This is a genomic window from Exercitatus varius (assembly GCF_029577735.1).
Lineage (GTDB): Bacteria > Pseudomonadota > Gammaproteobacteria > Enterobacterales > Pasteurellaceae > Exercitatus > Exercitatus varius.
In genome coordinates, this window is record NZ_JARQTO010000016.1 from 70,677 (window position 1) to 97,099 (window position 26,423).

Consider the following 26,423-nt stretch of genomic DNA (forward strand, 5'->3'; position numbering starts at 1 on the left):
AGATCACAAAACGGGCAAAATGTGAAGATTTTTGACCGCACTTTAGCGTAAGATGTCGGTACAGGCTAAAAAGAGGAGGTACGTCGATGATTATTTATTTACATGGCTTTTCTTCAAGTCACGCCAATGATTACGGAAAACTGATGCAGCTGCGTTATATTGACGAAGACGTGCATTTCGTTAATTACAGCACCATGCATCCCCGGCACGATATGCAGCATTTGCTGCAGGAAGTGCATAAACTGATTTCCCGCAGCCCGGATAAATCACCGCTGATTTGTGGCTTGGGGCTGGGCGGTTACTGGGCCGAACGGATTGGTTTTTTGTGTGGAATTAAACAGGTTCTGTTTAATCCGGATTTGTTTCCGAACGAAACTTTGCAGCATAAAATTGATCGACCGGAAGAATTTGAAGACATCAAAACCAAATGCGTCAGCCATTTCCGCGAGAAAAACAAAGGTCGTTGTCTGGTGTTTCTGGCCAGTCTTGATAACCATATTAACGCCAATCGTACGGCGGACGAACTGGTGCCTTATTACGATATCGTGTGGGATGACATTGAAACCCACGAGTTCGATAAAATCGCTCAGTATGTGCTGGCGATTAGAGATTTCAAAAATAAAGATTGAAAGCCGAGAAAACAACAAGCCCGCATATCGAGGCGGGCTTGTCCGTTAAAACAGCGTTAATAAGGCTTGCACCGGATGTTTGAGCGTTTGCCCTTCAAAGCGTTTTACCTGACTGCGGCAGGAATAACCGGTGGCCAGGCAATATTCGGGATCTTTGCCGGTCAGTTTTTCGCGCCAGGATGCGTCATAAATGGCTTTCGACATGGACTGATTTTGCACTTCGTGTCCGAATACGCCCGCCATACCGCAACAGCCTACATTTTGAATCTGCAGATTTTCGCCGAAGGCAGAGAAAATCAGTTGCCATTCTTTCGGGCTGGTCGGCATAGCCGTAGCTTCCGTACAATGCGGAAATAAATGCCATTCATGACAAGTGCGGTCAGATTTTTGCCATTTTTTTACCGCACTTTGCAGGTGTTCCGACGACAATTGAGAGCGCAGCCATTCATGGGCGGTAAGGACGTGGAAATCGCCGCGGGCGGCGCCCAACACTTCTTTATATTCGTCGCGGTAAGACAACACAATCGCGGGATCCACCCCGACCAGCGGTAAATCCAGTCTGGCCACGCGATTCAGCATTTCCGCCTGATTTCTGGCGGTGCGCGCAAATTGTTTTAAGAAACCTTTAATATGTTGGGCTTTTCCGTTCGGTTTGAACGGCAGCAAAATCGGTTGATAGTCCAGTTTTCGGCACAACGCCATAAAATCCGCCACTACTTTGGCGTCATAATAAGACGTCCAAGGATCTTGCACCACCAACAGCATGTTTTCTTTTTCCGCTGCACTCAGTTTTTCCAGTTGTTCTAAGGATTTTCCCTGATATCCGATTTCCACCAACTGAGTTTGCAGATTCGGTATGGAAAGTAACGGTAAATCCGTCATGCCGACGGTTTTTTCCACCGCGTTTTGTACGATTTTATTTCTGACAAAAAAATTGAAGAACTGCGGCGCTTTGGCTAAATAAGGTGCGACGGTTTCCAGATTCGCCACCATATAATCTTTTGCTGGTCGCAAGTAACGCTGGTGATAGAAATAAAAGAATTTTGAACGGAAGCTTGCAACATCGATTTTGATCGGACATTGACTGGCGCAGGCTTTGCAGGCAAGGCAAGTGTCCATTGCCGCTTTTACTTCGTGAGAAAAATCGTATTCTTTCTTTTTATTGAAGCTGTTTTTTATTTTTTGTACGAATTCGGACAGCTTGACTTCCACATTACGAAAATCCAATTGTTCCGGCGAGACGTTTTCGTTCGCCATTAAACGTAACCATTCGCGTACCATAGCGGCGCGTCCTTTCGGGGAAAATACGCGATTGCGGCTGACTTTCATGGAAGGGCACATGGTGCTGTGAACATCGAAGTTAAAACACAGGCCGTTGCCGTTGCAGTTCATGGCTCCGCTGAATTCTTCGCGCATTTTGATCGGAATTTGGCGATCCTGATCCGCCCGCATCGGCGACAGTATGTCATAAAGCGGCACGTCGGAACCCAGCGCGGAGCAGATTTTGCCCGGATTCAGACGATTATGCGGATCGAACAGAAATTTGATGTAACGCAATTCCTGCCATAATTCCGGGGTGAAGAATTTCTCGCCGTAATGGGAACGCACGCCTTTGCCGTGTTCGCCCCAGATTAAACCGCCGTATTTGCGGGTAAGTTCGGCCACTTGATCGGAAATATGTTTAAACAGTTTCACCTGTTCTTTGTCGGTTAAGTCCAGCGCGGGACGAACGTGCAACACGCCGGCGTCCACATGCCCGAACATGCCGTATTGCAAATGGTGCAGGTCAAGTAATTCGCGGAATTCCAGAATGTAATCGGCGAGATTTTCCGGCGGCACGCAAGTGTCTTCGACAAAAGCGATAGGTTTTTGGGCGCCTTTGGCGTTGCCCAGTAATCCCACCGCTTTTTTGCGCATGGCGTAAATCCGTTCAATAGAAGGTAAATCCGAAGTGATTTGATAACCGATGATGTTGTCTTCGCCGTTTTTGATTTTTTCGTCTAAAGCGCGGCAAAGTGCGGTCACATTTTGCTGAATTTTTGCATGATCGCCGCCTGCGTATTCCACAATATTCAAACCCAGAATCGGCTTGTCTTCTTCCTCTGTTAACAGGTCTTTAACGGAATGCCATACAATGTCTTCTTTGGCTAGTCCCAATACTTTACTGTCCACGGTTTCCACCGAAAGTGCATTAGCGTTGACCATAAAAGGCGCGTTACGCAGAGCGGCGTTGAAAGAACTGTATTTCACATTAATCAGGGTGCGGAATTGCGGAATCGGCGTTAAATCCAATACGGCTTCGCAAATAAAGGCGAGGGAACCTTCGGAACCGGTCAGAATGCGGGTGAGATTGAATTCCGTTTCGTCCTGATTAAAGACGTTTTTCAGATCATAGCCGGTAAGAAAACGGTTGAGTTGCGGCAAGTCGCGGATGATGGTTTGTCGCTTTTCCCGAGTGCGGGTGAAGATTTCTTCATGCAGACGACGACCAAGTGCGGTCAAATTTTGCGGTAAATTTTTGGAAAAACCGTCGGTTTTGATCGCCCTTGTTTCAAGAATTTCGCCGTTAATCAATACGGCTTTCAGACCGAGCACGTGATCGGAAGTTTTGCCGTATTGCAATGAACCTTGTCCCGATGCGTCGGTGTTAATCATGCCGCCCAAAGTGGCGCGATTACTGGTGGACAGCTCCGGTGCAAAAAATAAGCCGTACGGTTTCAAATAACGGTTGAGCTGATCTTTCACTACGCCGGCCTGTACCCGAACCCAACGTTCTTTCACATTCAGCTCGAGAATGCTGTTCATGTGGCGAGATAAGTCCACAATAATATTGTTATTCAGCGATTGTCCGTTGGTTCCCGTACCGCCGCCGCGCGGTGTGAAGGTGAGCGATAAATATTTTTCCTGCTGTCCTAATTTGGTCAGCCGCACTACATCCGCCACCGATTTGGGAAATAAAACCGCCTGGGGCAACATTTGGTATACGCTGTTGTCCGTGGCAAGGCTTAAACGATCTGCATAATTGGACGCGATATCGCCTTCAAAGGCCTGTTTTTTTAAATCGGCTAAAAAATCTACCACTAAAGGCGTAATTTGGGGGATATTTTGTAAACGGGGGAGCATAAATCATCACTCATATAAAAAGAAACTGATGAGATTTTAGCATAAGCAAAAGCGTAGTGATATTTTTTGCTGCCAGAATTTTTAGGGCGTATTTTGCGCTATTTAATGAATGATCGTTCAGAAATATGGTTCTTTTGCTCAAAAAATAACCAAAAATAAGAAAAAAAAATTGATTTTCTATTTATATGGTAGATAATACGCACACTTTTGAAGCATTTTTGCGTTTTTATCATTTGCTCGAAAATGTGAATCTGCCAAAAGATGTTTGGGGTAAAGTCATCCCTTTCCGAACGGTGTCTTAGATGTGGAATGAAGAAAAAAGTTCACTTTTTTATCAAAAACATTTAAGATAAACACATAATACAGGCAACTGTATTAGGATTTCAGCTATATCAGCTGATAATTTTTTAATTAAGATGACTAAAATTTAAAAGAGGATCATCACAATGAAAAAAACAGCAATCGCATTAGCTATCGCTGGTTTAGCAGCAGCATCAGTTGCGCAAGCAGCTCCACAAGAAAACACATTCTACGCTGGCGCCCGTGTGGGTTGGTCAGCAATGCACCATGGTTTAGAGCGTGCATTCGGTGAAGATGGTTTCAACCGTAACTCTGTAACTTACGGTGTATTCGGTGGTTACCAAATCTTAAACCAAAACAATTTTGGCTTAGCAGCAGAATTAGGTTATGACTACTTTGGTAAAGCCAAAGCATCAGCTCAAGATGACCAAGGCTATCATGTAGCTCATGGTGCAAGCTTTGCATTAAAACCAAGCTATGAAATTTATCCGGATTTAGACGTTTACGGTAAAGTCGGTGTTGCATTAGTTCGCAACATGTACAAAGATGATGTTGGTGAGAAATTCAACAAAACTAAACCTTCTTTAATTTTAGGTGCAGGTGTTGAATACGCAATTCTTCCTGAATTGGCAGCACGTTTAGAATACCAATGGTTAAGCAAAGCAGGTAACTTAGATTCTGCTTTAGAAAAAGCTGGTTACTATGGTGCTGACGCACGTTACAGCCCGGATATCCACTCTGTAACTGCCGGTTTATCTTACCGTTTCGGTCAAGGTGCAGCACCGGTTGCAGCTCCTGAAGTTGTAAACAAAACTTTCACTTTAAACAGTGATGTTACTTTCGCATTCGGTAAATCAACATTAAAACCTGAAGCTTCTACAACATTAGACGGTATCTATAGCGAAATCGCTCAAGTGTCTAATCCGGCAGTAGCGGTTAACGGTTATGCTGACCGTATCGGTAAAGATGCAGCTAACTTAAAACTTTCACAACGTCGTGCTGAAACAGTAGCTAACTACTTAGTTTCTAAAGGTGTTAACTCTAACGCAATTACAGCAACTGGTTACGGTGAAGCAAACCCTGTAACTGGCAACACTTGTGATTCAGTTAAAGGTCGTAAAGCATTAATCGCTTGCTTAGCACCGGACCGTCGTGTTGAAGTTCAAGTTCAAGGTAACAAACAAGCTACTATGTAATTTGGACTTATCTAAGTGATTAGATAAATCAATTTAACAAAGACCTAGACCTCGGTTTAGGTCTTTTGTCATATAAGATTATTTTATCTATAGGAATAGAAAAATGAAAAAATGGTTAGTCGTGATTATTGTTGCAGTCATTGCCGGTTTTATGTTGATGTCGAGCTACAATAGTTTAGTAAAAGCGGAAGAAGAAATCGATTCCGTTTGGGCAAATGTTGAGACGCAATATCAACATCGTTCGGATTTAATTCCGAATTTAGTGAATACCGTAAAAGGTCAGGCAAATTTTGAGAAAGAAACCCTTACCAGCGTAATGGAAGCACGCGCCAAAGCGACTCAAACCAAAATTGATCCGGCGAATTTAACGGAAGAACAATTGGCGCAATTCCAACAAAATCAAAACCAAGTGGGTTCGGCATTGTCCCGTTTGTTGGTGACGGTTGAGAAATATCCCGAATTAAAATCCGGCGAAGCGTTCATGACGTTACAAGCGCAGCTTGAAGGGATGGAAAACCGTATTAATGTTGCGCGTAATAAATTTAACGAGGCGGCAAAAGTCTATAATGCGAAAGTACGGACTTTCCCGACCAAATTAGCTGCAATGATTTTCGGATTCAAAGAAAAACCTTACTTTAAATCCGTATCCGGTGCGGAAAACGCGCCATCCGTTAATTTCCAATAATTGCTGAGAGGTGCGTGATTGCGCACCTTTTTCTTATAAAGCGAGAAAATTATGTCTTTATTTTCCCGAATTCCTTTCGATAAACAGCTCATTGAACGGGCAATTGTCAAATTAGAGCAACAAACTTCTGCCGAATTGCGGGTATATATTGAACGTTATTTGAAAAATATGCAGGTTTTAGACCGCACTTTGCAGGTGTTTGACGAGCTTGAAATGGGCAAAACCCAAGCGCGCAACGCCGTGCTGATTTATATTGCTCATAAAGATCGTCAATGTGCGGTTATCGGCGATATCGGTATTCATCAGTTTGTTGGCAACGAATTCTGGCAACAGACGACGGACGCCATGATTGCCCGATTTAAACAGGATAACTACACCGATGGTGTGGTAGAGGCAATCCAAAAAATTGCGAAAGAACTGGCGGCACATTACCCGAATCGTCCGGATGATGTGAATGAGTTACCGAACGAGGTGATTATTCATGAATAAATGGTTAAAAAGTGCGGTCATTTTTTGCGTAGTTTTTTTCTCAAGCCTGGCTTCGGCGGTGGATTTCCCGAGTTCGCCGAATCCGTTTCGTTATGTGAACGATTATACTCATACGTTGACGGAAAACGAAAAAAATGCGTTGGAAAACAAGCTGATTCAATACAGCCGGGAAACCAGTTCGCAAATTGCCGTAGTGCTGATTCCGACTACCGGCGAATATGACATTTCTCAATACGCCTTTGAATTGGGAGATAAATGGGGAATCGGTCGTAAAAACGACAATAACGGCGTATTGATGCTGGTTGCGAAAGATGATCGCAAAGTCTTTATTGCCACCGGGCAAGGATTGGAAGGGGCTTTGCCCGATGCTTTTTTGTCACAGGTGATTCGTAAAGTTATGCTGCCTAACTTCCGTCAGGAATTCTATGCAAACGGTATCAGCAAGGCATTGGATTACATCATTGCGGCAAGCAAAGGCGAATTTGCGCCGCAAGCGCAGGAAGAAAATACGGCTGACGAATACATTCCGTTTATCATGATTGCGTTGTTCGTGTTTTTTGTGATTCTGGCGGAATGGAACTGGCGTAGAAAACCTTATATCAGCCCGACGTCAAATCATAACAATTTGCAAAATGCGGCAATTATCGCTTCTATGATTGAAAACAGCCGGCGTAATCGTCGCGGTGGCGGAGGTTTCGGAGGCGGTTTCGGCGGAGGCTCCGGCGGTGGTTTCGGTGGCGGCGGCTTTGGCGGCGGCGGTGCCGGCGGAAGTTGGTAATACTTTATAAATGCGCTTGGTTTCTCAAAAACTTGTGCTAAAATGACCGCACTTTACCGAATCGTAACAACAAGGAAACAGAATGGAAACATTAGATAAAATCAAAAAGCAAATTGCAGAAAATCCGATTTTAATTTATATGAAAGGCTCGCCGAAATTACCGGCATGCGGTTTCTCCGCTCGCGCAGTGGAAGCGTTAATGAATTGCCAGGTGCCGTTCGGTTACGTGGATATTTTACAACATGCGGATATTCGTGCCGAATTGCCGAAGTTTGCGAATTGGCCGACATTCCCGCAATTATGGGTGGAAGGCGAGTTAATCGGCGGTTGTGATATCGTGCTGGAAATGTACCAGGCGGGTGAATTGCAAACTTTATTGAAGGAAGTGGCGGAACGTCATGCCGCGTAACTTCCGATTTGAATGAAAATGGCAGCGAATTAACGCTGTCATTTTTTATGGAAATTGAATCCGTGAAATTATTCGGAGAGTTAACGGTAATAAAAAGCGATGAGAATTCATCGCTTTTTACATGATTAAATTTTGAGAATGCGGAATTAGAACCCTTCTTCAAAATCTTCTTTTTCAACCACTTTAACTTGCATATGCTCGCGTTTCAAACCGAGATCATAGGCGATAGAAATTGCGACGAAGATGGATGAATAAGTACCGAATGCAATACCGATTAATAATGCCAATGAGAAGCTGTAAATCGTCGGACCGCCGAACGCCAATAAGGCGATAACCACGAATAAAGTGGTAACGGACGTCATCATTGTTCTCGATAAGGTTTGCGTTAACGAGATATTAATGATTTCATCGCTTTCCAACCGTCGGATTTTACGGAAGTTCTCACGTACACGGTCGAATACCACGATACTGTCGTTGAGCGAGTAACCCACCACAGATAAAATTGCCGCCACGAAGGTTAAATCCATTTCAATCTGTAAGAAAGAGAAGATGCCCAATGTCACAATCACGTCATGGGCTAAGGCCAGGACACCGCCGGTGCCTAAACGCCATTCGAACCGTAAAGCGACATAACCTAATAAAAGCACTAATGTGGCGAGCGTGGCATAAACGGCGCTTTGCGCCAACTCATCACCCACATTCGGACCTACGAATTCCACGGATTTGATCGCGATATCGGCATCAAGTGCGGTCATAATTTCTTTGATTTTTGCCCCGATTTGCGCATCGCCGGCGGCTGCCGGCAGACGGATCATGACATCGCTGGTTGAACCGGTGGTTTGCACCAATGCGCTTTCAATACCGTTTTGATTTAACGTTGCCCGAACTTTGTCAAGATCCGCAGGGTGAGAGAAATGGGTATCGATAACCACGCCGCCGGTAAAATCCAGTCCCCAGTTAAAACCTTTGGTAAAAATGAAGAAAAAGCAGGTTGCCGTTAATAAAATCGAGAAAAGATAACCCCATTTCCGATATTGCATGAAATGCACTAAGTTGAAGGGCAAACCGACGCCTTTATATTCGTGCTTTTGTTTTATTGAACTCACAATATGTTCTCCGCACTAAATTAATAATTTTTCAACACGTTTGCCGCCGTAAATCCAGTTCACGAGCATACGTGTGCCCGTAATCGCGGTAAACATGGAAATCGCCACCCCTAATGACAAGGTGATGGCAAAGCCTTTAACCGGACCTGTACCCACTGCGTACAGAACGATAGAGGTTAAGATCGTGGTTAAGTTGGCATCGAAGATAGATGTCCAGGCGCCGTTATAACCTTCGTGAATGGCTTGTTGAATCGGACGGCCGTTACGAATCTCCTCTTTGATTCGTTCGAAAATCAGCACATTGGCATCCACCGACATCCCCACGGATAAAATAATCCCTGCGATACCCGGCATGGTGAGCGTTGCGCCCGGTAATAACGACATCAAACCGACCACCAGAATCATGTTAGCACACAGCGCCAGACTGGCGATAAGACCGAACAGTTTGTAATAAGCTAAACAGAATAGAATGACGATAGCCAAGCCCCATAGACCGGCTTTCAGCCCTTGTTCCACATTTTGTGCACCCAGTGACGGTCCGACCGTTCGTTCTTCTACGATTTGAATCGGCGCAATTAACGCACCGGAACGGAGCAATACGGAAAGATTTTGCGCTTCCGCCATGGTGCCGGAACCGGTGATCTGGAAGTTACTGCCGAAACGCCCCTGAATGGTCGCCACACTGATAACTTCTGCGTGTTTTTCTAAAATCACTTTGCCGTTTGCGTCTTTTTTACCGGAATCCTTGTATTCAACGTACAGGGTTGCCATCGGTTTTTTCAAATTCAGCTTGGTGATTTGCGACATAATATCGCCGCCTTCCGCATCAAGAGTCACGCTGACTTGAGTACCGCCCGTTTGGTTATCGATACCGGCGGAAGAGTTGATAATATGTTCGCCGCCCAGCATGGATTTCTTGAATAACGCCACAGGCGTACCGTCTTGTTGATATTGAATTTCGGTGTCCGACGGAACAATATTACGGCGCATGGCTTCAGGCGTCACATTGGTATTGACCAAACGGAATTCCAGCGTAGCCGTCGCACCTAGAATTTCTTTGGCGCGCGCCGTGTCTTGAATACCAGGTAATTCAACCACAATACGTTCGGCGCCCTGGCGTTGAATAACGGCTTCCGAAACACCCAGTTCGCCCACACGTTTACGTAAAATGTTGAGATTCTGCTCAATCGCGCTGTCGCGGGCTTCAATTAATGCCGCATCGGACAGTGAAAGGGAGATGGTGTTTTCGTTGGTATCCGTCACGGTTAAGTTCGGATGAGATTTACGCAATAACTGTAATGCCTGGAAACGCTGTTCCGGGTTGACTAAAGTCACTACCGAACTGTAATTTTCGCCGTTTCGTACGCCGGCATATTGAATTTTTTCTTTGCGCAGTTCGGTTTTAACGCTGTCCTGCAGTTGTTCCTGGCGTTTGCTTAACGCCGTATTCATATCCACTTCCATCAGGAAGCGTACGCCGCCGCGTAAGTCCAGACCCCATTTCATCGGGCTGCCGCCAATGCTGCTTAACCAGGCAGGCGTCGCCGGTGCCAGGTTTAACGCAACGGAATAACCGGTACCGAGTTTTTCAACGATTTTATCTTTGGCTAACAGCTGATCATTGGTGTTTTGAAAACGGGCTAAAATCGAGCCGTTTTCCAATACGATAGATTTGGTGTTAAGTCGGTTATCCGCCAACAGATTTTGCACGTCGGCTAACGTTGTCTCGTTCGCCTCGTGGCCGCGGGTACCGGAAATTTGTACGGCGGGATCTTCACCGTAAATATTTGGAAGGGCGTATAAAGCACCAATGGCGATCGTAAAGATCACCATTAGATTCTTCCATAAAGGGAAACGGTTTAACATAAGTTAAATACCTTTTGGAACGGATTAAAGCGTTTTGACTGAACCTTTCGGTAATACGGCCGCAATGTAGTTACGATGAATGGTGATTTCAGTATCGGCGTTCAATTGAATCACGATTTCATTGCTGCCTTCGGTAATTTTGCTGATTTTACCGACCACGCCGCCGGCGGTTAAAACTTCGGTTCCTTTGCTTAATGAAGCCATTAAATTTTTGTGTTCTTTATTCCGTTTTGCTTGCGGACGGTAGATCATAAAATAAAAAATCAAACCGAAAATCACAAAAATCATCAGCATTGACATCGGGCTACCTTGTTGAGCTTCCATGTTTTTTTCCTTTTTGTTAGTAAAATGAATGACAAATAGGCGGTTAAAATAGCATAAAATCGGCGGAATGTGAAAATGATCTTGCGCGGCGAGTAAAAATTTCGTGAAAATCGGCAATAAGATTATTCGTTTTTCCCGGGGCGTTGGTAAAACCGGCGTTCAAAAAACTTCGCTTTTTTGCCCGCACTTTTAAGCCGGATTCCCGTCGCTTAATTTTTGAATCCGCAATTTGAGATGCGCATCCGTATTTTCCAGCAACGTCAACGAACAGTTCTGCTGTTCGCAAAGCAGTTCCATGTCCTGCAAGGCGGTGCTGTGATTCATCAACAACGTGAGGCGGTCGCTGCGCGCTAATTTCGTCAGCGTTTGTTTAGCCATGATAAGCGGCAACGGGCAGAGATATTCGCGAAGATCCGATTGATAATCCATGCGCTAATCCAACTTGGCCCGTTCGAAACCGCAATGATGAAGCCATTCGCGCATAAACAGCAAATGTCCTTTGATTTCTCCCGAATTCGATAAATTATCGGGCATGCTTTGATATCCGGCGGTATATTGGAAAACCCGTTCCAAATGGTCGCGGTAGAGCACGCCTTGCGGGGCGAGCGGGCGCAATAGTTCGTCCTGCACAATCAGCTCCGCTTGCGGCGGAATATATTTCTGCACGGAGGAAATCATATCTTCGATCAGTATAATGGCTTGTTCCCATTCGCATTCGTCCGGGACGTCATGCAGAAATAGTTTTCCGACGCTGACGGGCAAGCTGTAACGATCGGTTTGCGTTGTGATCACCACATTGTTTTCTTCAATGGAAAGATAAACGGTTTGCTGCATATTGCCTCCGGAAGAAAAGAGTTCATAAAACAAATCTTAGGCGGATGAGCGGGGAATGTCTAGCGGATTGAAAAGTGCGGTAGATTTTTTCACAGTTTTTTAGGGTGAAGCGATACGTCCGGCGGGCTATTTGCGGATTTTTCTGCGTTCCGCCATAATTTTGCCCATGGCGGTTAATTGGTCCGCCGGAATATGTTTTTGTCCTAATTCAAACAAGGGTTCTTCCAGCGCGATATGGCGCGCATAGGCGGTGCGATAATCATCCAGTAGATTTTGTTCGACGTCGGTACGTTTTTCGTCAATCAGTTCCTGCAGTTGAACGCCTAATTGCGCCCAGATTTTGTGAATGCCGACATGTTCCGCTTCAAGCTTCAATATATCGGCTTTGGCTTGCGGTACATAGCGCAAAAGGGCGGGGAAAAAATCCGTTTCTTCGTCTTCGTGGTGCAGCGGTGCGGCGACATTAAAATAGGTAATGATTTGTTTAACGTCATTTTTAACCGCCTGATTTATCCCGTTTTTGGCTAAATAATCCGGCAGCATGCCCAGTTGCCGACAGAAATTCTTTACCCGACCGTGACAGGCAAACAGCATTTCGATAGGTTGCGCCCAACTGGCGGATTGAGCGTGGACGGTCGGTTGGATGTGGATCATATTCATTTCCTCTTAAAATGTTCCGCCCTTCGTTGGTGAAAAGGGCGGAGGAGATCAGGCTTTTTGCAACGGCGGTACGTCTTTGCCTATACGTGCGTAAAATTCCGTCACGAAATCATCAAAACGATCTTGTTCGATAGCGGTGCGGATTTCTGCCATTAAACGTTGATAATAACGCAAATTGTGAATGGTGTTTAAACGCGCGCCCAGAATTTCTCCGCATTTATCCAAATGGTACAAATAAGATTTGGTGTAATGCTTGCAGGTGTAGCAGTCGCAATGCGGATCTAACGGGCTAGTGTCGTCTTTATATTTGGCGTTACGAATTTTCACAATACCGTCGGTGACGAATAAATGTCCGTTCCGAGCGTTGCGGGTCGGCATGACGCAATCGAACATATCAATTCCGCGGCGCACGCCTTCCACTAAGTCTTCCGGTTTGCCTACGCCCATTAAGTAACGGGGTTTGTCCGCCGGTAACAGAGGCGTAGTGAATTCTAAAATACGGTGCATTTCTTCTTTCGGTTCGCCCACTGCCAAGCCGCCGATAGCGTAACCGTCAAAACCGATATTAACCAAGCCTTCGGCGGAGATTTTGCGCAATTCTTCGAAAGTTCCGCCTTGTACGATACCGAATAAAGCGTTTTTATTGCCTAATTCGTCGAAGTGCGCACGACTGCGTTGCGCCCAGCGTAACGACATTTCCATGGATTTTTTGGCATAATCGAAAGTCGCCGGGTAAGGCGTACATTCGTCGAAGATCATTACGATATCCGAGCCTAGATCATACTGAATTTCCATGGATTTTTCCGGGGAAAGGAAAATGCGTTCGCCGTTAATCGGATTCTGGAATTGTACGCCTTCTTCCGTAATTTTGCGTAATTTGCCTAAGCTGAACACCTGAAAACCGCCGGAATCCGTTAAAATCGGGCGATGCCATTGCATAAAATCATGTAAATCGCCGTGTTTACGCATCACTTCCTGCCCCGGACGCAGCCATAAATGGAAGGTGTTGCCGAGCAGAATTTCCGCACCGGTGGCGCGCACTTCTTCCGGCGTCATGCCTTTCACCGTACCGTAAGTTCCCACCGGCATAAAGGCCGGCGTTTCCACTTTAAATTCCCCTTGCGGGCGTTGGAAAATCAGTCGCCCGCGACGCGCGAGACCGTTGGTTTTGTCGAGTTCGTATTTCATTTTATCCTCTATCAACGAATAAACAGTTCGAAGACCTATTAAAAGAGCGGTATTCTAGCATAGAATTTGAAGAGGCTCATTTTTATCATGATATTTTGGCGTTAAACGGGATTTTTTGTTTTAGTTTGACGAAATACATTAGCAATGCGCTAAGGCTTTAACGGCGGAGTTGATAGGGCTTCTTATCTTTAAAAAAACTTCTGAAAAATCGCCCGCACTTTTCAGTGATAAAACCCTACACCGGAGTGTAGGGGTGAGTCGATTAATGATCAATTCGGCCGAATTTGCCGCTGTTGATGTCGTTGAACGCTTGCACGATTTCTTCTCTGCTGTTCATTACGAACGGGCCGTAACCGACAATCGGTTCGTTTAACGGCTCGCCGCTTAAAATCAGCAATTTGGCTTCGTTATTGGCTTCAATTTGCACATCGGCGCCGCTTTTTTCAAAGGTCACCAGTTCGCCGCGACGGGCGATTTCGTCACCGTTAAATTGAACGGTGCCGTCCAACACCAACACAATCAGGTTATGGCTTTCCGGCATGGCAAAAGTATGGGTTTTGCCGGCATTCATGCGTACATCCCACATATTGATCGGGCTGAAGGTGGATGCCGCGCCTTGAGTTTCCGCCAAATTGCCGGCGATAATGCGGGCGCTTCCGGCGTTGTCGGCCAGTTCGACGGTCGGAATTTCCGCCGTCGTAATGGCTTGATATTTCGGCGCCGTCATTTTATCTTTCGCCGGTAAATTCACCCAAAGCTGTACCATTTCAAACATTCCTCCCTGTGCGGAGAATTTCTCGGAATGATATTCCTGGTGCATTAAGCCGGAACCTGCGGTCATCCATTGTACATCGCCGGTACCGATGGTTCCGCCGCCGCCATAAGAATCCCGGTGGGATACTTCGCCTTGATAGGCAATGGTGACGGTTTCGAATCCGCGATGCGGATGTTCGCCCACGCCGCGGAAATCACTTTTGCGACCGCCGTCGAAATAACGCGGCGGGTTGTAGTCCATCAGCAGGAACGGATCAAGATTTTTATCGGTATCGTTATAACTGAACATGGATTGCACTTGGAAACCGTTACCCACCCAATGTTTTGCCGGGGCGGTGTGTACGTTTGCAACCTTTTTCATATTTTGCTCCTTTGTTAATTTTTTATTTGAGCGTTTATCTCTCAAAATTAATACGTATCGGGAATAAATATACAAAATGCGGATTTTTCCGAAAATGAAATACTTATCCCTTGAAATTTTTCGGTAATTCAGGGGCGACCAAACGTTTGAGTAAGGTACCCTGTAAGTCAATATCGCCGAAGCGCGGATGTCGGTTATTCCAGTCCGTCACGGCTTGTTCCAGAGCTTCTTTGCCGTCGGCCACAAAATTCCACCAAATCACCGTCGGATGCGGCAGCGGTTCGCCGCCGAGCAGCATGATATGGGAACCTTGTTCGGCCCAAAGTTGAAGCCCGTCGTCAGCGTGTGCGCAATCGGATAACACCACCAGTTCGTCGGCGCCGTAGCCTTTACCGTTGACTTCGATTTCGCCTTTTAACACCAAGATGCCGTATTCGAATGTCGGTTGGCGCTCGATATTGAAAGACTGCGCTTGTTTAAACTGCATATCGACACCGACTAAAGGGCTGAACTGCGTGGTCGGCGCTTGATGACCAAGATAATTGCCGGTGGTCAGAATATATTGAACGCCGTCTTGTTCCCACTCCGGCAATACGGGATAGTGTTCGAAATTAGGTTCGATTTCCTGATCCATCGGTAACGCAATCCACAATTGTACGGCGTGTAAATCATGCACGCCCTCGGGCGTTTGCTCGGTGTGACTGATACCGCGCTTGTCGCCGGTGCCCGCCGTCATTAAATTGACCTGTTTCGGTCGAATAAGCTGGCGATTGCCGAGACTATCCTGATGCCAGACCTCACCTTGCAGCATCCAAGTGAAGGTTTGCAGATTAGTATGCGGGTGAGAGCCAACCTGTAAGCCCGCAGAATCTTCCGCAAATTCCGCCGGGCCGGCATGATCTAAAAAACACCATGCCCCGACGGTTTTACGCCGGCTCTGAGGCAATAAACGCGCAACGGGGATGCCGCCTACGTCTTTGGTATTGGCGGTTAATTTATCAATACTCATATTTAATCCTTATTCACCCAATTAAAGAACGAAGCGGCAAATTTATCTAAAAATGCGCCGGTGCGCTCGTCAATGTCTAAGCTCGCCTTGCTTAAGTAAATTTCCGGCGCTATCAAAGTGTCGGCGCCGACCGCCTGTAAAATCTGACGCAAATGTACGCCGGCGTTAATGCCGCCGTAAGTGCCGGGAGAGGCGGTGACCACAGCGATTTTTTTATTGGTCCAAAGGTTCTGTCCGAACGGCCGGGTCGCAATATCCAAGATATTTTTTAAAGCCGCAGGGATGCTGCGATTATGCTCCGGCGAGACGATTAATACGGCATCCGCCCGTTTGAGCTGATTACGCACGCGTTCATAAGAGGGAACGACCTGTTCGTCCAAATCCTGGGTATAAAGCGGCAGATCATGGATTTGAATTTCTTCCGCTTGCACATCCGTCGGTGCATTTTTAAGAATGTGCTCGGCGATATGGCGGTTAACGGATTGACGGCTGAGACTGCCGACGATAAAAGCGATGTTGCGCATATAAAGTTCCTGTTGAAACGATTTAAGTTGTCATATTAATAAAGGCAGGATTTCCCCGCCTTTAAATTCATAAATGTTATTTTTGCATAAGCTTATTATAGCTGGTAATAAGATTACGGTAATCCGGAATATGGCTGGAGAATAACGCGCCCAAGCCTTCGATATCATTGCGCCAGTCGCGGTGTAATTCGCAGGCCGCACCGAACCAGGTCATCAACTGAACGCCCGCCGCTTCCATTCGGCGCCATGCCGAATCGCGGGTTAATTCGTTGAAGGTGCCCGACGCATCGGTAATCACAAAGACGTCATAACCTTCTTCAATCGCGGAAAGCGCGGGGAACGCTACGCACACTTCGGTGACGACGCCGGCGATAATCAATTGTTTTTTGCCGGTTGCTTTTACCGCTTTCACAAAATCTTCGTTATCCCACGCGTTAATGTTGCCCGGGCGAGCGATATAAGGCGCGTCCGGGAAGATTTCTTTCAGTTCCGGAACTAACGGACCGTTCGGACCGTCTTCAAAGCTGGTGGTCAAAATAGTCGGCAGACCGAAATATTTCGCTAAATCGGCGGTGGCCAAGACGTTATTTTTGAATTTGTCCGGCTCAATGTCGCGCACTAATGATAATAAGCCGGTTTGATGATCCACCAACAGCATTGCCGCGTCGTTTTTATCCAACCGAATGTAAGGTTTTTTGTTTGCCATTTTATTTTTCTCCTCATGTCTTGTTGCCGCACGAATAATTACCTAAAAGTGCGGTCGGTTTTTGCGAAGTTTTTTGTTACTGGCGTTCGGAATCCAGTTGTTCGTGATTATGTTCCACTTCACGGGCTTTCAGATAGCTTTCAATTAATAATTGATATTCCGGGAACACGGCTTCATACGCTTTCGCCCATTCTTCCGCATCCGAACGGTTCCAGGTTTGCTGAATTTCGGAACATACCGCGGCGGTATCCATCGGCACGGCACCGGCTTGTACGATACGGGCAAGCGTAATTTCCTGCGCCATTTTCGAATAAGTGCCGGAAGCGTCGATTACACAGAACACTTGATAACCTTCCGCAATCGCCGAAATTGCCGGGAACGCCATACATACGCTGGTGATGGTGCCCGCAATAATCAATTGTTTTTTGCCGGTCGCTTTAACGGCGGCGACAAAGTCGGGATTATCCCAGGAATTGATCTGCCCTTTGCGCGCTACATATTGCGCATGCGGAGCGGCCTGGTGAATTTCCGGAATTAACGGACCGTTCGGACCTTGCGGTACGGAAGCGGTAGTAATCACAGGCATTTTCGCCAAGGTGGCGACTTTTGCCAGAGTAACGGCATTGGCGCGCAGTTCGCGCACGTTTAAATCACGTACGGTATTGAACAAACCGCTTTGGTGATCGATAAGCAACATAGCTGCGTTGTTTGGGTCGATTTTAGGGGTGGCGCCGTTGAAATTAGCCGGTTGACTCATAATTCGTTTCCTCATAAAAAATTAAGCTAAAACTAAAATTGATGTCTAAAATTAAGACAAGAGCTATTATAATGATTAACGTTATTGCAACAAGACTGTATTTTGGAGCGGTAAGTTGCACTGATGGAACGGAGGAGTAAAGTGAACAATATCGATCTTAATGATATCCGCTTGTTTGTTACCGTTGTGCAGGCGGGCAGTTTAACGAAAGCGGCAAATTTGCTGAATATGCCGAAATCTTATTTAAGCCGCCACTTAACGCGTTTAGAACAGGATTTGGGCACCACGCTAATGGATAGAAGCCGTCAGGGAATCCTGTTAAACGAATTGGGGGAACGGTTTTATTTAAAAGCGCAGGATATGCTGCAAACCGTACAAACGGCGCTCGACAGCGTTCGCAGTAATCTGGAAGCGCCGCACGGTTTGTTAAAGATGTCCGTTTCTACCGAAGTGGGGCGCGGTTTTTTAATGTTTCATTTAGCGGAATACATGCGCCGTTATCCCGATGTGTCGCTGGAAATTCAAATCGACAATCATAAAATCAACTTGATACGGGAAGGCGTCGATATCGCGCTGCGTTTGGGCGATCCGAACAATAACAACGTCGTGGCGCGTAAATTATTCGATATTGAGTTGGGCTTATTCGCTTCAAAGGCGTACCTGGCAAAAGCCGGCATACCGCAAACGCCGCATGAATTGCACGGCCATGATTTATTATATAAATACGACGGTCCCGATTGGCATTTCAGCTATAAGCAACGCAGCGTTCATATTGAAGGCAAAAACAAGCTTTACAGCAACGATTTTAACCTGATTGGTCATATGGTCGGCGAAGATATGGGCATTGCCATGCTGCCTTGTTTTAATAATATGATTCGCCCCGATTGGGTTCGTCTGCTGCCCGAATGGAAAATAGCAAAGGTGCCGCTGTATGCCGTGTATTACAAAAACAGAGGCTCGGTTTTAACGGTGCGAAGTATGGTGGAATTTTTGTTGCAGAAAAGTTCCGTACCGCAACCGTAATTATTCTTTAGATTGTGGTACGGACGAATAAAAGTGCGGGCAAAAAACGATCGTTTTTCCGAATTTGAACGGACGGAATATTACGCCGTCCCCGCGACATTCGGATTTTTCGTAATAAACATCGCATCGCCGTAACTAAAAAATCTGTACCGATTTTCCACCGCACTTTTATAGGCGTTCATGGTGTTTTTATAGCCGGCAAAAGCGGAAACCAACATAATCAAGGTGCTTTCCGGCAGGTGGAAGTTGGTAATCAGACAATCGATAACGCGGAATTTTTTGCCCGGATAAATAAAAATTGAGGTATCGGAAAAATAAGGTTCGAGCAAATTTTGGCTCCCTTTTTCTTCCGCCGCCAACGCCGCACTTTCGATGGAACGCACGGAAGTGGTGCCGACCGCAATGACGCGTTTGCCCGCATTTTTAGTCGCCAACACCGCATCCACCGTATCTTGCGGCACTTCCGCATATTCCGCGTGCATCCGGTGATCTTCGATGTTATCCACGCGTACGGGCTGGAACGTGCCGGCGCCCACGTGCAGGGTGACAAAAGCGAAATTCACGCCTTTGGCTTTTAATCTCGCCAACAGTTCATCGTCAAAATGTAGCCCGGCGGTTGGCGCCGCCACCGCACCGGGAACCTTGTTATAGACGGTTTGATAACGTTCCTGATCCGCCTCTTCATCGGGCCGGTCGATATAAGGCGGCAACGGCATATGCCCGATTTTTTGCAGCACATCTAAAAGTGCGGTAGATTTTTCCGCAATTTTTAATTCAAATAAGGCGTCCTGACGACCAATCATCATCACTTTTACGCCCTTGCCTTCGCCCAGTTTGTCTTCGCCTAAAACGAGCTCTACGCCGATTTTCGGCGCTTTGGAGGAACGCACGTGCGCGAGAAACGTGGTTTCGGTTAAAATTCGCTCCACCAGAACTTCCACTTTCCCGCCTGAAATTTTGCGTCCGTACATGCGGGCGGGAATCACGCGCGTGTTGTTGAACACCAGCAAATCGCCTTCATGAATTAAATCGATGATGTCGGAAAAAGTGCGGTGAAAAATTTCGCCGTTTTCGCCGTTCAGCTGCAGCAGTCGGCTGGATGTGCGATCGGGTTTCGGATAACGGGCGATGAGCTCGTTAGGCAGGTCAAAATGGAAATCGGAAAGTAACATATCAAATCTAACGCCGGTACGGGTCGTTTCGCCCGTTGATTTACCATAAAAATGGCGGACGCATAAGTCCACCCCAAAATGCCCGTAGTCTAGTGGTTATTCCGCTTGAGTACAAGTAAAAACCTTTATTTTTCGCTAATTTTTCGCTAAAATCGCGCGGTTAATTTATCGCAAAATGAAATCGCCAAATGACTAAACAAGCCCAATTTTATCTCATCGAAACCGCACGGCCGCAGGGCGAACTTTCCGCCGTCGAAGCGCTGGCCTGCGATTTAGCCGCGCAGGCGTGGCGATTGGGTAAGCGCGTGCTGATCGCCTGCGAAACGGAAGAACAGGCGTTTGGTTTGGATGAAGCCTTATGGCAGCGCGATGCGGATGAATTCGTGCCGCATAATTTATCCGGCGAAGTTACCCATTTCGCTACGCCGATTGAAATCAGCTGGATTGGCAAGCGCAATGCGCAACGCCGCGATTTATTGATTTCGTTGCAAAATAATGTGCCGGATTTTGCCCGCACGTTTAACCATGTAATTGATTTTGTGCCGGCGGAAGAAGCACAAAAAGTACAAGCCCGCGAGCGTTATAAAATTTACCGCCGACTTGGATTTGCGATGGCGACGGAGAAGGCGTAAATGTGGCAAACAAAAACTTTCCAAAATCTGACCGCACTTGAACTGTGGAAAATCTATCGGCTGCGCGTGGCGGTGTTTGTGGTGGAGCAAAATTGTCCTTATCAGGAAGTGGACGAGTCGGATAAAAGTGCGGTACATTTTTGGCAGGAAATTGACGGCGAGATTCGCGCTTATTGTCGCATTATCGATACGCCTGATTGGGTGAAAATCGGTCGGGTAATTGTGGCGCCGGCAGCACGCGGAACCGGATTAGGGCGCGAGTTGATGTCGAATGCCGTTGAGACGGTTAAAACCCGGTTTCCAACCAAACCGGTTTATGTACAGGCTCAGGCACGCCTGCAGGATTTTTATGCCGCTTTTGGATTTAAAGCGATTTCCGATATTTATTTGGAAGACGGGATACCGCATTTGGATATGGTGTTGGAGAAATAAAATGACCAAGGCTGAAATTTTAGAAAAACAACGTCAGTTAGATAGTTTATTTTCTGCGTGGTTTGAAGATAAAAAAAAGCATGAAATGGTAGTTTATCGCCGTGAAAACGGCGATTTAATTGAGCATTATCCTGACGGCACAATAAAAGTGATTGAATATGCACAATAATTTAGCGATTTTTTATTGCGGAACGAATGGTGCGGGAAAATCTACATTACGTTCATTAAATCAAGACGTTGTGCAGATTGTGATTGATTCCGACCATATCGCAATGCAGATAAATCCGACAAACCCCCGTTTAGCGGATTTAGAAGCAGGTAGAAAAGCGATTGAATTATTTAAGTTTGCGATAAAAAATCAGATTTCATTTTCAATGGAATCCACGCTTTCGGGTAAATCCATTCTACAACGAATGAAAACGGCAAAGGAAAATGACTTTAAAGTTCGTTTAAATTATGTCGGCGTAGATAGCGTAAATATCAACATTGCTCGGGTGTGCGCAGGGGTGTTATCCGGCGGGCATTTTATTGATGAACGAACAATTAAAAATCGTTATACCATTAGTCGGGAACACTTAAACTCAGCTATTTCATTTTGCGATGAAGTCATTGTGTGAGTGAATCTATCCTAATTCACGAAGGCAAAAATTAGAGAAATCCATTTAAATATATGGATACGGATGAATTGTTAAAAGCATTAAAGCTAGATTTAAATAAACTTGAATGGCAACCATTCAGCGGATAACAAAGAGAAAAGATAAATGACAAAAAAACTAGAAATGGCAGATCGTTTCGACGCTTCGGCAGTCGAACAAGCCCTTTATAACCACTGGGAACAACAAGGATATTTTAGACCTTCTTATGATGCGGGTCGTCCGAGTTATTCCATTGCCATTCCGCCGCCGAATGTGACGGGTTCGTTACATATGGGACACGCATTCCAGCAAACGTTGATGGATACCTTGATTCGTTATCACCGTATGCAAGGCGATAACACCTTGTGGCAAGCGGGAACCGACCACGCGGGTATTGCTACGCAAATGGTGGTGGAGCGTAAAATTGCGGCGGAAGAAGGCAAAACCCGTCATGATTACGGTCGTGAAGCGTTTATTCAAAAAATCTGGGATTGGAAAGCTTATTCGGGCGGCACAATCAGCCAGCAAATGCGTCGTTTAGGGAATTCCATCGACTGGGAACGCGAGCGTTTCACCATGGATGAAGGCTTGTCTGAAGCCGTGAAAGAAGTTTTTGTTCGTCTGCATGAAGAAGGCTTGATTTATCGCGGTAAACGGTTAGTGAACTGGGATCCGAAATTACACACCGCTATTTCCGATCTTGAAGTGGAAAATAAAGAAAGCAAAGGTAGCCTGTGGTATTTCCGTTATCCTTTGGCAAACGGTGCGAAAACCGCAGAAGGCTTGGATTATCTGGTGGTGGCGACTACCCGTCCTGAAACCGTGTTAGGGGATACCGCCGTTGCCGTTCATCCGGAAGATGAACGTTATCAGTCGCTTATCGGCAAAACCGTGGTGTTACCGTTGGCCAACCGTGAAATTCCGATCGTAGCCGACGAATACGTGGATCGTGAATTCGGTACCGGTGTGGTGAAAATTACGCCGGCGCATGATTTTAACGACTATGAAGTGGGTAAACGTCATAATTTACCGATGGTAAACGTCATGACGTTTAATGCGGATATTCGCGAAGAACCGGAAATTATCGGCACGGACAGTCAACCGCTCACTACTTACGAAGCGGTGATTCCTGAAGATTATCGAGGCTTGGAACGTTTCGCCGCCCGTAAAAAAATCGTAGCGGATTTTGACGCTTTGGGTTTATTGGAAAAAATTCAACCGCACGATTTGAAAGTGCCTTACGGCGACCGCGGCGGCGTGCCCATTGAGCCGATGCTGACGGACCAATGGTATGTATCCGTTAAACCGCTGGCGGAAGTGGCGATTAAAGCGGTGGAGAACGGCGAAATCCAATTTGTGCCGAAACAATACGAAAACCTTTATTATTCCTGGATGCGTGACATTCAGGACTGGTGCATTTCCCGTCAACTTTGGTGGGGACACCGTATTCCGGCCTGGTATGACGAGCAAGGTAACGTGTATGTGGGTCGTTCGGAAGATGAAGTGCGGTCAAAAAACGGCTTAAATTCAAGTGTGGCGTTACGCCAGGATGAAGACGTGCTCGACACTTGGTTCTCGTCGGCGTTATGGACGTTCTCAACGCTCGGTTGGCCGCAGCAAACCAAAGAATTGGCGATGTTCCACCCGACCAGTGTATTAATCACGGGATTTGACATCATCTTCTTCTGGGTGGCGCGTATGATCATGATGACCATGCACTTCATCAAAGACGAAAACGGCAAACCGCAGGTGCCGTTCAAAACCGTTTATGTCACCGGCTTGATTCGTGACGAGCAAGGTCAGAAAATGTCGAAATCCAAGGGCAACGTTATTGATCCGCTGGATATGATCGACGGTATCGATCTTGAATCTTTACTGGCGAAACGCACGGGCAATATGATGCAGCCGCAGCTGGCGGAAAAAATCGCTAAAGCCACGCGCAAAGAATTCCCCGAAGGCATTCAGCCGCACGGCACGGACGCGTTGCGTTTCACATTGGCTGCGCTTGCTTCCACCGGTCGCGACATCAACTGGGATATGAAACGTTTGGAAGGTTACCGCAATTTCTGCAATAAATTGTGGAACGCCAGCCGTTTTGTGTTAACCAACGATAAGTTGGATCTCAGCGCCGGCGAGCGTGAATTCTCGCTGGCGGACAAATGGATTCAGGCGGAATTCAACAAGACGGTGCAAAATTTCCGCAATGCGTTGGATCAATACCGTTTCGACCTGGCGGCAACCGAGCTTTACGAATTCACCTGGAACCAATTCTGCGACTGGTATTTGGAATTAACCAAACCGGTGTTTGCCAACGGCACGGAGGCGGAAAAACGCGCGGCAAGTTTCACTTTGGTACAGGTACTGGAAAAACTATTGCGCTTAGCTCATCCGCTGATTCCGTTTATTACGGAAGAAATCTGGCAAAAAGTGAAAGATTTCGCCGGCGTGGAAGGCGAAACCATTATGACTCAAGCCTTCCCGACGTTCGATGAGGCTTTGGTGAACGATGACGCCGTCGCGCAAATCAACTGGATTAAAGACGTCATCACCGCCGTGCGCAATATTCGCGCGGAATCTAACATCGCGCCGAGCAAAGGTCTGGATTTATTGCTGCGTAATTTATCCGCGGAAGAACAAAAAACGCTGGAAAACAACCGCACTTTAATGCAGATTATGGCGAAATTAGACAGCGTGAAAGTGCTGGCGCCAAGCGAAGAAGCGCCGCTTTCTGTGGCAAAATTGGTAGGTAACGCCGAGTTGCTGGTGCCAATGGCCGGTTTCATTAATAAGGAAACGGAACTTGCCCGTTTAAATAAGGAAATCGAGAAATTGGTCGGCGAGGTGAAGCGTATCGAAAGCAAGCTCGGCAATGAAGCTTTCGTGGCAAAAGCGCCGGAAGCGGTGATTGCCAAAGAACGTGAGAAAATGCAGGATTATCAAAGCGGTTTGGAAAAACTCAAAGCGCAATATGTGTGCATTGAAAACCTGTAGTTTCAAATAAAATTTAACCAAAGTGCGGTCAAAAAAACGAAAGAATTTTTGACCGCACTTTTATTTTTATTGTTAAAAAATTGTAAACAAATTAGCAAAATTGTGATCTGGCTCTCATTTTTACACGGAATTTTGTGGTCAAATAGTCAAACCTTAACCAAACGGCGGATACCCGATAAGTATCAAAGGCTGGGGAAGGCAATAGTTTTTTAACCGCAACGTTAGCAAAAGGAGAGCGTATATGACAAAAGATCTCAATGTATTTGATAAACATTACGGTTTATTGATTAACGGCGAATGGACCGACGGTTCCGAAGGCAAAACCTTAACCGCGCACAATCCGGCCAACGGGGCGGAATTGGCGACTTTTATTGATGCGTCGGATGCCGATGTGGATGCGGCGGTGGCGGCGGCACAGGAAGCCTTTAAATCTTGGCGGCATACCAGTGCGGCGGAACGGGCGGCGATTCTAAATAAAATTGCCGATGTAATCGATGAAAATACGGAATTATTCGCTTTGCAGGAAACTCTGGATAACGGCAAACCGATTCGTGAAACCCGGGCGGCGGATATTCCGTTGGCGGCGGATCATTTCCGTTATTTCGCGGCGGTGATTCGTTCCGAAGAAGGCAGCGCCAATCAATTGGATGACGAAGATTTGTCCTTGATTTTGCGCGAGCCGATCGGCGTGGTCGGGCAGATTATTCCTTGGAATTTTCCGTTCTTGATGGCGGCATGGAAAATTGCGCCGGCATTGGCGGCGGGGTGCACGGTGGTGATTCACCCGTCTTCTTCCACTTCGTTAAGTTTGCTTTCTTTGGCGCAGAAAATTAATCATTTATTGCCGAAAGGCGTGTTTAACGTGATTACCGGTAAAGGTTCCAAATCCGGCGAATATATGCTGCATCATACGGGCTTTAATAAGTTGGCGTTCACCGGCTCCACCGAAATTGGGCGTAAAATCGGGGTGGCGGCGGCCGAGATGTTGATTCCGTCCACCTTGGAATTAGGCGGTAAATCGGCCAATATTTTCTTCGATGACATGCCGTTCGATAAAGCGCTGGAAGGAGCGCAAAAAGGGATTTTGTTTAATCAGGGGCAAGTCTGCTGCGCCGGTTCGCGGATTTTCGTACAGGAAAACATTTACGATAAATTCATCACTGCGTTGAAAGAGGAATTCAAAAAAGTAAAAGTCGGTTTGCCTTGGGAAGACGATACGCAAATGGGCGCGCAGGTCAATGCCAACCAAATTAAGGTGATCAGCAAATACGTGGATATCGCCAAAGAGGAAGGGTGCGAGGTGATTATCGGCGGCGAAAAAGCGACGGATCCGGTATTGGCGAAAGGCGAATTTTTCCAGCCGACCTTAATTCTGGCGCCGGACAACACCAAACGGGTGGCGCAGGAAGAAATTTTCGGTCCAGTTGCCGTGGTGATTAAGTTCAAAGACGAAGCGGACGTTATTCACATGGCGAACGACAGCGAATACGGATTGGGCGGCGCGGTATGGACCCATAATATTAATCGTGCGCTGCGCGTGGCGCGTGCGCTGGAAACCGGTCGCGTATGGGTGAACTGCTACAACCGCTTACCGGCGGGCGCGCCGTTCGGCGGCTATAAAACTTCCGGTATCGGGCGTGAAACCCACAAAATGATGCTGGCAGCTTATACGCAGGTGAAAAATATTTTCATCAGCACGCGTGAAGAACGGGAAGGCATGTATTAACGCAATAAAAGTGCGGGCGATTTTTTCAATGTTTTTCCGGATAATCGCCAAACAGCGTGCCGGTGAACGGAACTCAAAAAAACTTCGTGATTTT

26 protein-coding genes and 1 pseudogene are annotated in these 26,423 nt (G+C 46.5%); 13 read left to right on the plus strand and 14 right to left on the minus strand.

Annotated elements, in window-relative coordinates:
- Positions 1 to 86 precede the first annotated feature (86 nt).
- Complete coding sequence (ycfP, locus tag P7M01_RS10000; protein ID WP_202937132.1) at positions 87 to 629, plus strand: alpha/beta hydrolase YcfP; 543 nt, start codon at positions 87 to 89, stop codon at positions 627 to 629.
- A gap of 45 nt (positions 630 to 674) precedes the next feature.
- On the opposite strand, the gene ydiJ is transcribed toward ycfP, so the two are convergent.
- Positions 675 to 3,752 carry a D-2-hydroxyglutarate dehydrogenase YdiJ gene (ydiJ, locus tag P7M01_RS10005; RefSeq protein WP_317483156.1) on the minus strand — a complete coding sequence of 1,026 codons (3,078 nt, stop codon included), beginning with the start codon at positions 3,750 to 3,752 and terminating at the stop codon, positions 675 to 677.
- Between the two features lie 446 nt (positions 3,753 to 4,198).
- Here ydiJ and ompA point away from each other — a divergent pair, with 446 nt between their 5' ends.
- The 5 genes from ompA to grxD all read left to right on the plus strand — a co-directional run bounded on the left by ompA (position 4,199) and on the right by grxD (position 7,609).
- Positions 4,199 to 5,248 carry a porin OmpA gene (ompA, locus tag P7M01_RS10010; RefSeq protein ID WP_202937134.1) on the plus strand — a complete coding sequence of 350 codons (1,050 nt, stop codon included), beginning with the start codon at positions 4,199 to 4,201 and terminating at the stop codon, positions 5,246 to 5,248.
- 103 nt (positions 5,249 to 5,351) lie between these two features.
- On the plus strand, positions 5,352 to 5,933 hold the full coding sequence (locus P7M01_RS10015) for a LemA family protein (protein ID WP_202937135.1): 582 nt from the start codon (positions 5,352 to 5,354) through the stop codon (positions 5,931 to 5,933).
- A 51-nt stretch (positions 5,934 to 5,984) separates the two neighbouring features.
- A complete protein-coding gene (locus P7M01_RS10020) occupies positions 5,985 to 6,422 on the plus strand; it encodes a TPM domain-containing protein (protein WP_317481350.1) in 438 nt (145 codons plus the stop codon).
- Positions 6,415 to 7,200: a TPM domain-containing protein gene (locus P7M01_RS10025; RefSeq protein ID WP_317483155.1), complete on the plus strand. Its 786-nt coding sequence runs from the start codon at positions 6,415 to 6,417 to the stop codon at positions 7,198 to 7,200. Before P7M01_RS10020 ends, P7M01_RS10025 begins: the two co-directional genes overlap by 8 nt.
- Positions 7,201 to 7,282: 82 nt before the next feature.
- Positions 7,283 to 7,609 carry a Grx4 family monothiol glutaredoxin gene (gene grxD / locus P7M01_RS10030; protein WP_317476194.1) on the plus strand — a complete coding sequence of 109 codons (327 nt, stop codon included), beginning with the start codon at positions 7,283 to 7,285 and terminating at the stop codon, positions 7,607 to 7,609.
- Positions 7,610 to 7,755: 146 nt separating this feature from the next.
- Here grxD and secF read toward each other — a convergent pair whose 3' ends face one another.
- The 12 genes from secF to P7M01_RS10090 form a co-directional block, all read right to left on the minus strand.
- On the minus strand, positions 7,756 to 8,649 hold the full coding sequence (gene secF / locus P7M01_RS10035; RefSeq protein ID WP_317483188.1) for a protein translocase subunit SecF: 894 nt from the start codon (positions 8,647 to 8,649) through the stop codon (positions 7,756 to 7,758).
- An 81-nt stretch (positions 8,650 to 8,730) separates the two neighbouring features.
- Positions 8,731 to 10,581, minus strand: a complete 1,851-nt coding sequence (secD, locus tag P7M01_RS10040; protein ID WP_317483154.1) for a protein translocase subunit SecD — start codon at positions 10,579 to 10,581, stop codon at positions 8,731 to 8,733.
- Positions 10,582 to 10,605: 24 nt separating this feature from the next.
- Positions 10,606 to 10,905 carry a preprotein translocase subunit YajC gene (yajC, locus tag P7M01_RS10045; RefSeq protein ID WP_202937141.1) on the minus strand — a complete coding sequence of 100 codons (300 nt, stop codon included), beginning with the start codon at positions 10,903 to 10,905 and terminating at the stop codon, positions 10,606 to 10,608.
- A gap of 189 nt (positions 10,906 to 11,094) precedes the next feature.
- Positions 11,095 to 11,334, minus strand: coding sequence for a sulfurtransferase TusA family protein (locus P7M01_RS10050; protein ID WP_317483153.1), 240 nt, complete (start codon positions 11,332 to 11,334; stop codon positions 11,095 to 11,097).
- A gap of 3 nt (positions 11,335 to 11,337) precedes the next feature.
- A complete protein-coding gene (locus tag P7M01_RS10055) occupies positions 11,338 to 11,739 on the minus strand; it encodes a hypothetical protein (RefSeq protein ID WP_202937143.1) in 402 nt (133 codons plus the stop codon).
- A 126-nt stretch (positions 11,740 to 11,865) separates the two neighbouring features.
- Entirely contained in the window at positions 11,866 to 12,393 is a 528-nt protein-coding gene (locus P7M01_RS10060) for a hemerythrin domain-containing protein (RefSeq protein WP_394853287.1), read from the minus strand.
- Between the two features lie 54 nt (positions 12,394 to 12,447).
- Positions 12,448 to 13,587, minus strand: coding sequence for a tRNA guanosine(34) transglycosylase Tgt (gene tgt / locus P7M01_RS10065; protein WP_202937145.1), 1,140 nt, complete (start codon positions 13,585 to 13,587; stop codon positions 12,448 to 12,450).
- Positions 13,588 to 13,849: 262 nt separating this feature from the next.
- A complete protein-coding gene (locus P7M01_RS10070; RefSeq protein WP_317481355.1) occupies positions 13,850 to 14,722 on the minus strand; it encodes a pirin family protein in 873 nt (290 codons plus the stop codon).
- A gap of 103 nt (positions 14,723 to 14,825) precedes the next feature.
- The gene (locus P7M01_RS10075; RefSeq protein ID WP_317483152.1) at positions 14,826 to 15,731 is read right to left on the minus strand and encodes a pirin family protein; all 906 of its coding nucleotides are present in this window, start codon (positions 15,729 to 15,731) and stop codon (positions 14,826 to 14,828) included.
- Between the two features lie 2 nt (positions 15,732 to 15,733).
- Positions 15,734 to 16,255: an NADPH-dependent FMN reductase gene (locus tag P7M01_RS10080; protein ID WP_317476560.1), complete on the minus strand. Its 522-nt coding sequence runs from the start codon at positions 16,253 to 16,255 to the stop codon at positions 15,734 to 15,736.
- Between the two features lie 76 nt (positions 16,256 to 16,331).
- The gene (gene ycaC / locus P7M01_RS10085) at positions 16,332 to 16,961 is read right to left on the minus strand and encodes an isochorismate family cysteine hydrolase YcaC (protein WP_317481357.1); all 630 of its coding nucleotides are present in this window, start codon (positions 16,959 to 16,961) and stop codon (positions 16,332 to 16,334) included.
- Between the two features lie 76 nt (positions 16,962 to 17,037).
- Positions 17,038 to 17,718 carry a hydrolase gene (locus P7M01_RS10090; protein WP_317483151.1) on the minus strand — a complete coding sequence of 227 codons (681 nt, stop codon included), beginning with the start codon at positions 17,716 to 17,718 and terminating at the stop codon, positions 17,038 to 17,040.
- Between the two features lie 141 nt (positions 17,719 to 17,859).
- Between P7M01_RS10090 and P7M01_RS10095 the strand changes: the two genes are divergently transcribed.
- A complete protein-coding gene (locus P7M01_RS10095; protein ID WP_317483150.1) occupies positions 17,860 to 18,741 on the plus strand; it encodes a LysR family transcriptional regulator in 882 nt (293 codons plus the stop codon).
- An 80-nt stretch (positions 18,742 to 18,821) separates the two neighbouring features.
- Here the strand turns inward: P7M01_RS10095 and queA are convergent, their stop codons facing one another.
- The gene (gene queA / locus P7M01_RS10100) at positions 18,822 to 19,913 is read right to left on the minus strand and encodes a tRNA preQ1(34) S-adenosylmethionine ribosyltransferase-isomerase QueA (protein ID WP_317483187.1); all 1,092 of its coding nucleotides are present in this window, start codon (positions 19,911 to 19,913) and stop codon (positions 18,822 to 18,824) included.
- A 188-nt stretch (positions 19,914 to 20,101) separates the two neighbouring features.
- Between queA and P7M01_RS10105 the strand changes: the two genes are divergently transcribed.
- The 6 genes and pseudogenes from P7M01_RS10105 to P7M01_RS10130 all read left to right on the plus strand — a co-directional run bounded on the left by P7M01_RS10105 (position 20,102) and on the right by P7M01_RS10130 (position 26,329).
- Entirely contained in the window at positions 20,102 to 20,545 is a 444-nt protein-coding gene (locus tag P7M01_RS10105; RefSeq protein ID WP_317476561.1) for a DNA polymerase III subunit chi, read from the plus strand.
- Positions 20,546 to 20,977 (plus strand): GNAT family N-acetyltransferase, encoded by a 432-nt coding sequence (locus tag P7M01_RS10110; protein ID WP_317483149.1) that lies wholly within the window; start codon positions 20,546 to 20,548, stop codon positions 20,975 to 20,977. It begins immediately after the preceding gene.
- A gap of 1 nt (position 20,978) precedes the next feature.
- Entirely contained in the window at positions 20,979 to 21,146 is a 168-nt protein-coding gene (locus tag P7M01_RS10115; RefSeq protein ID WP_202937155.1) for a hypothetical protein, read from the plus strand.
- Positions 21,136 to 21,591: pseudogene (locus P7M01_RS10120) on the plus strand (zeta toxin family protein); the annotation flags it as partial. The gene P7M01_RS10115 and the pseudogene P7M01_RS10120, both read left to right, overlap by 11 nt.
- 147 nt (positions 21,592 to 21,738) lie before the next feature.
- Complete coding sequence (locus P7M01_RS10125; RefSeq protein WP_317476563.1) at positions 21,739 to 24,603, plus strand: valine--tRNA ligase; 2,865 nt, start codon at positions 21,739 to 21,741, stop codon at positions 24,601 to 24,603.
- Between the two features lie 241 nt (positions 24,604 to 24,844).
- A complete protein-coding gene (locus tag P7M01_RS10130; RefSeq protein WP_202937158.1) occupies positions 24,845 to 26,329 on the plus strand; it encodes an aldehyde dehydrogenase family protein in 1,485 nt (494 codons plus the stop codon).
- The last annotated feature ends 94 nt before the right edge of the window (positions 26,330 to 26,423 follow it).

What these genes read in the sequence shown, in the direction of transcription:
- ycfP (WP_202937132.1), top strand. Translation starts at nt 87, where the DNA reads ATGATTATTTATTTACATGGCTTTTCTTCAAGTCACGCCAATGATTAC.
- ydiJ (WP_317483156.1), bottom strand. Translation starts at nt 3,752, where the DNA reads ATGCTCCCCCGTTTACAAAATATCCCCCAAATTACGCCTTTAGTGGTA.
- ompA (WP_202937134.1), top strand. Translation starts at nt 4,199, where the DNA reads ATGAAAAAAACAGCAATCGCATTAGCTATCGCTGGTTTAGCAGCAGCA.
- P7M01_RS10015 (WP_202937135.1), top strand. Translation starts at nt 5,352, where the DNA reads ATGAAAAAATGGTTAGTCGTGATTATTGTTGCAGTCATTGCCGGTTTT.
- P7M01_RS10020 (WP_317481350.1), top strand. Translation starts at nt 5,985, where the DNA reads ATGTCTTTATTTTCCCGAATTCCTTTCGATAAACAGCTCATTGAACGG.
- P7M01_RS10025 (WP_317483155.1), top strand. Translation starts at nt 6,415, where the DNA reads ATGAATAAATGGTTAAAAAGTGCGGTCATTTTTTGCGTAGTTTTTTTC.
- grxD (WP_317476194.1), top strand. Translation starts at nt 7,283, where the DNA reads ATGGAAACATTAGATAAAATCAAAAAGCAAATTGCAGAAAATCCGATT.
- secF (WP_317483188.1), bottom strand. Translation starts at nt 8,649, where the DNA reads ATGCAATATCGGAAATGGGGTTATCTTTTCTCGATTTTATTAACGGCA.
- secD (WP_317483154.1), bottom strand. Translation starts at nt 10,581, where the DNA reads ATGTTAAACCGTTTCCCTTTATGGAAGAATCTAATGGTGATCTTTACG.
- yajC (WP_202937141.1), bottom strand. Translation starts at nt 10,905, where the DNA reads ATGGAAGCTCAACAAGGTAGCCCGATGTCAATGCTGATGATTTTTGTG.
- P7M01_RS10050 (WP_317483153.1), bottom strand. Translation starts at nt 11,334, where the DNA reads ATGGATTATCAATCGGATCTTCGCGAATATCTCTGCCCGTTGCCGCTT.
- P7M01_RS10055 (WP_202937143.1), bottom strand. Translation starts at nt 11,739, where the DNA reads ATGCAGCAAACCGTTTATCTTTCCATTGAAGAAAACAATGTGGTGATC.
- P7M01_RS10060 (WP_394853287.1), bottom strand. Translation starts at nt 12,393, where the DNA reads ATGATCCACATCCAACCGACCGTCCACGCTCAATCCGCCAGTTGGGCG.
- tgt (WP_202937145.1), bottom strand. Translation starts at nt 13,587, where the DNA reads ATGAAATACGAACTCGACAAAACCAACGGTCTCGCGCGTCGCGGGCGA.
- P7M01_RS10070 (WP_317481355.1), bottom strand. Translation starts at nt 14,722, where the DNA reads ATGAAAAAGGTTGCAAACGTACACACCGCCCCGGCAAAACATTGGGTG.
- P7M01_RS10075 (WP_317483152.1), bottom strand. Translation starts at nt 15,731, where the DNA reads ATGAGTATTGATAAATTAACCGCCAATACCAAAGACGTAGGCGGCATC.
- P7M01_RS10080 (WP_317476560.1), bottom strand. Translation starts at nt 16,255, where the DNA reads ATGCGCAACATCGCTTTTATCGTCGGCAGTCTCAGCCGTCAATCCGTT.
- ycaC (WP_317481357.1), bottom strand. Translation starts at nt 16,961, where the DNA reads ATGGCAAACAAAAAACCTTACATTCGGTTGGATAAAAACGACGCGGCA.
- P7M01_RS10090 (WP_317483151.1), bottom strand. Translation starts at nt 17,718, where the DNA reads ATGAGTCAACCGGCTAATTTCAACGGCGCCACCCCTAAAATCGACCCA.
- queA (WP_317483187.1), bottom strand. Translation starts at nt 19,913, where the DNA reads ATGTTACTTTCCGATTTCCATTTTGACCTGCCTAACGAGCTCATCGCC.
- P7M01_RS10105 (WP_317476561.1), top strand. Translation starts at nt 20,102, where the DNA reads ATGACTAAACAAGCCCAATTTTATCTCATCGAAACCGCACGGCCGCAG.
- P7M01_RS10110 (WP_317483149.1), top strand. Translation starts at nt 20,546, where the DNA reads ATGTGGCAAACAAAAACTTTCCAAAATCTGACCGCACTTGAACTGTGG.
- P7M01_RS10115 (WP_202937155.1), top strand. Translation starts at nt 20,979, where the DNA reads ATGACCAAGGCTGAAATTTTAGAAAAACAACGTCAGTTAGATAGTTTA.
- P7M01_RS10125 (WP_317476563.1), top strand. Translation starts at nt 21,739, where the DNA reads ATGACAAAAAAACTAGAAATGGCAGATCGTTTCGACGCTTCGGCAGTC.
- P7M01_RS10130 (WP_202937158.1), top strand. Translation starts at nt 24,845, where the DNA reads ATGACAAAAGATCTCAATGTATTTGATAAACATTACGGTTTATTGATT.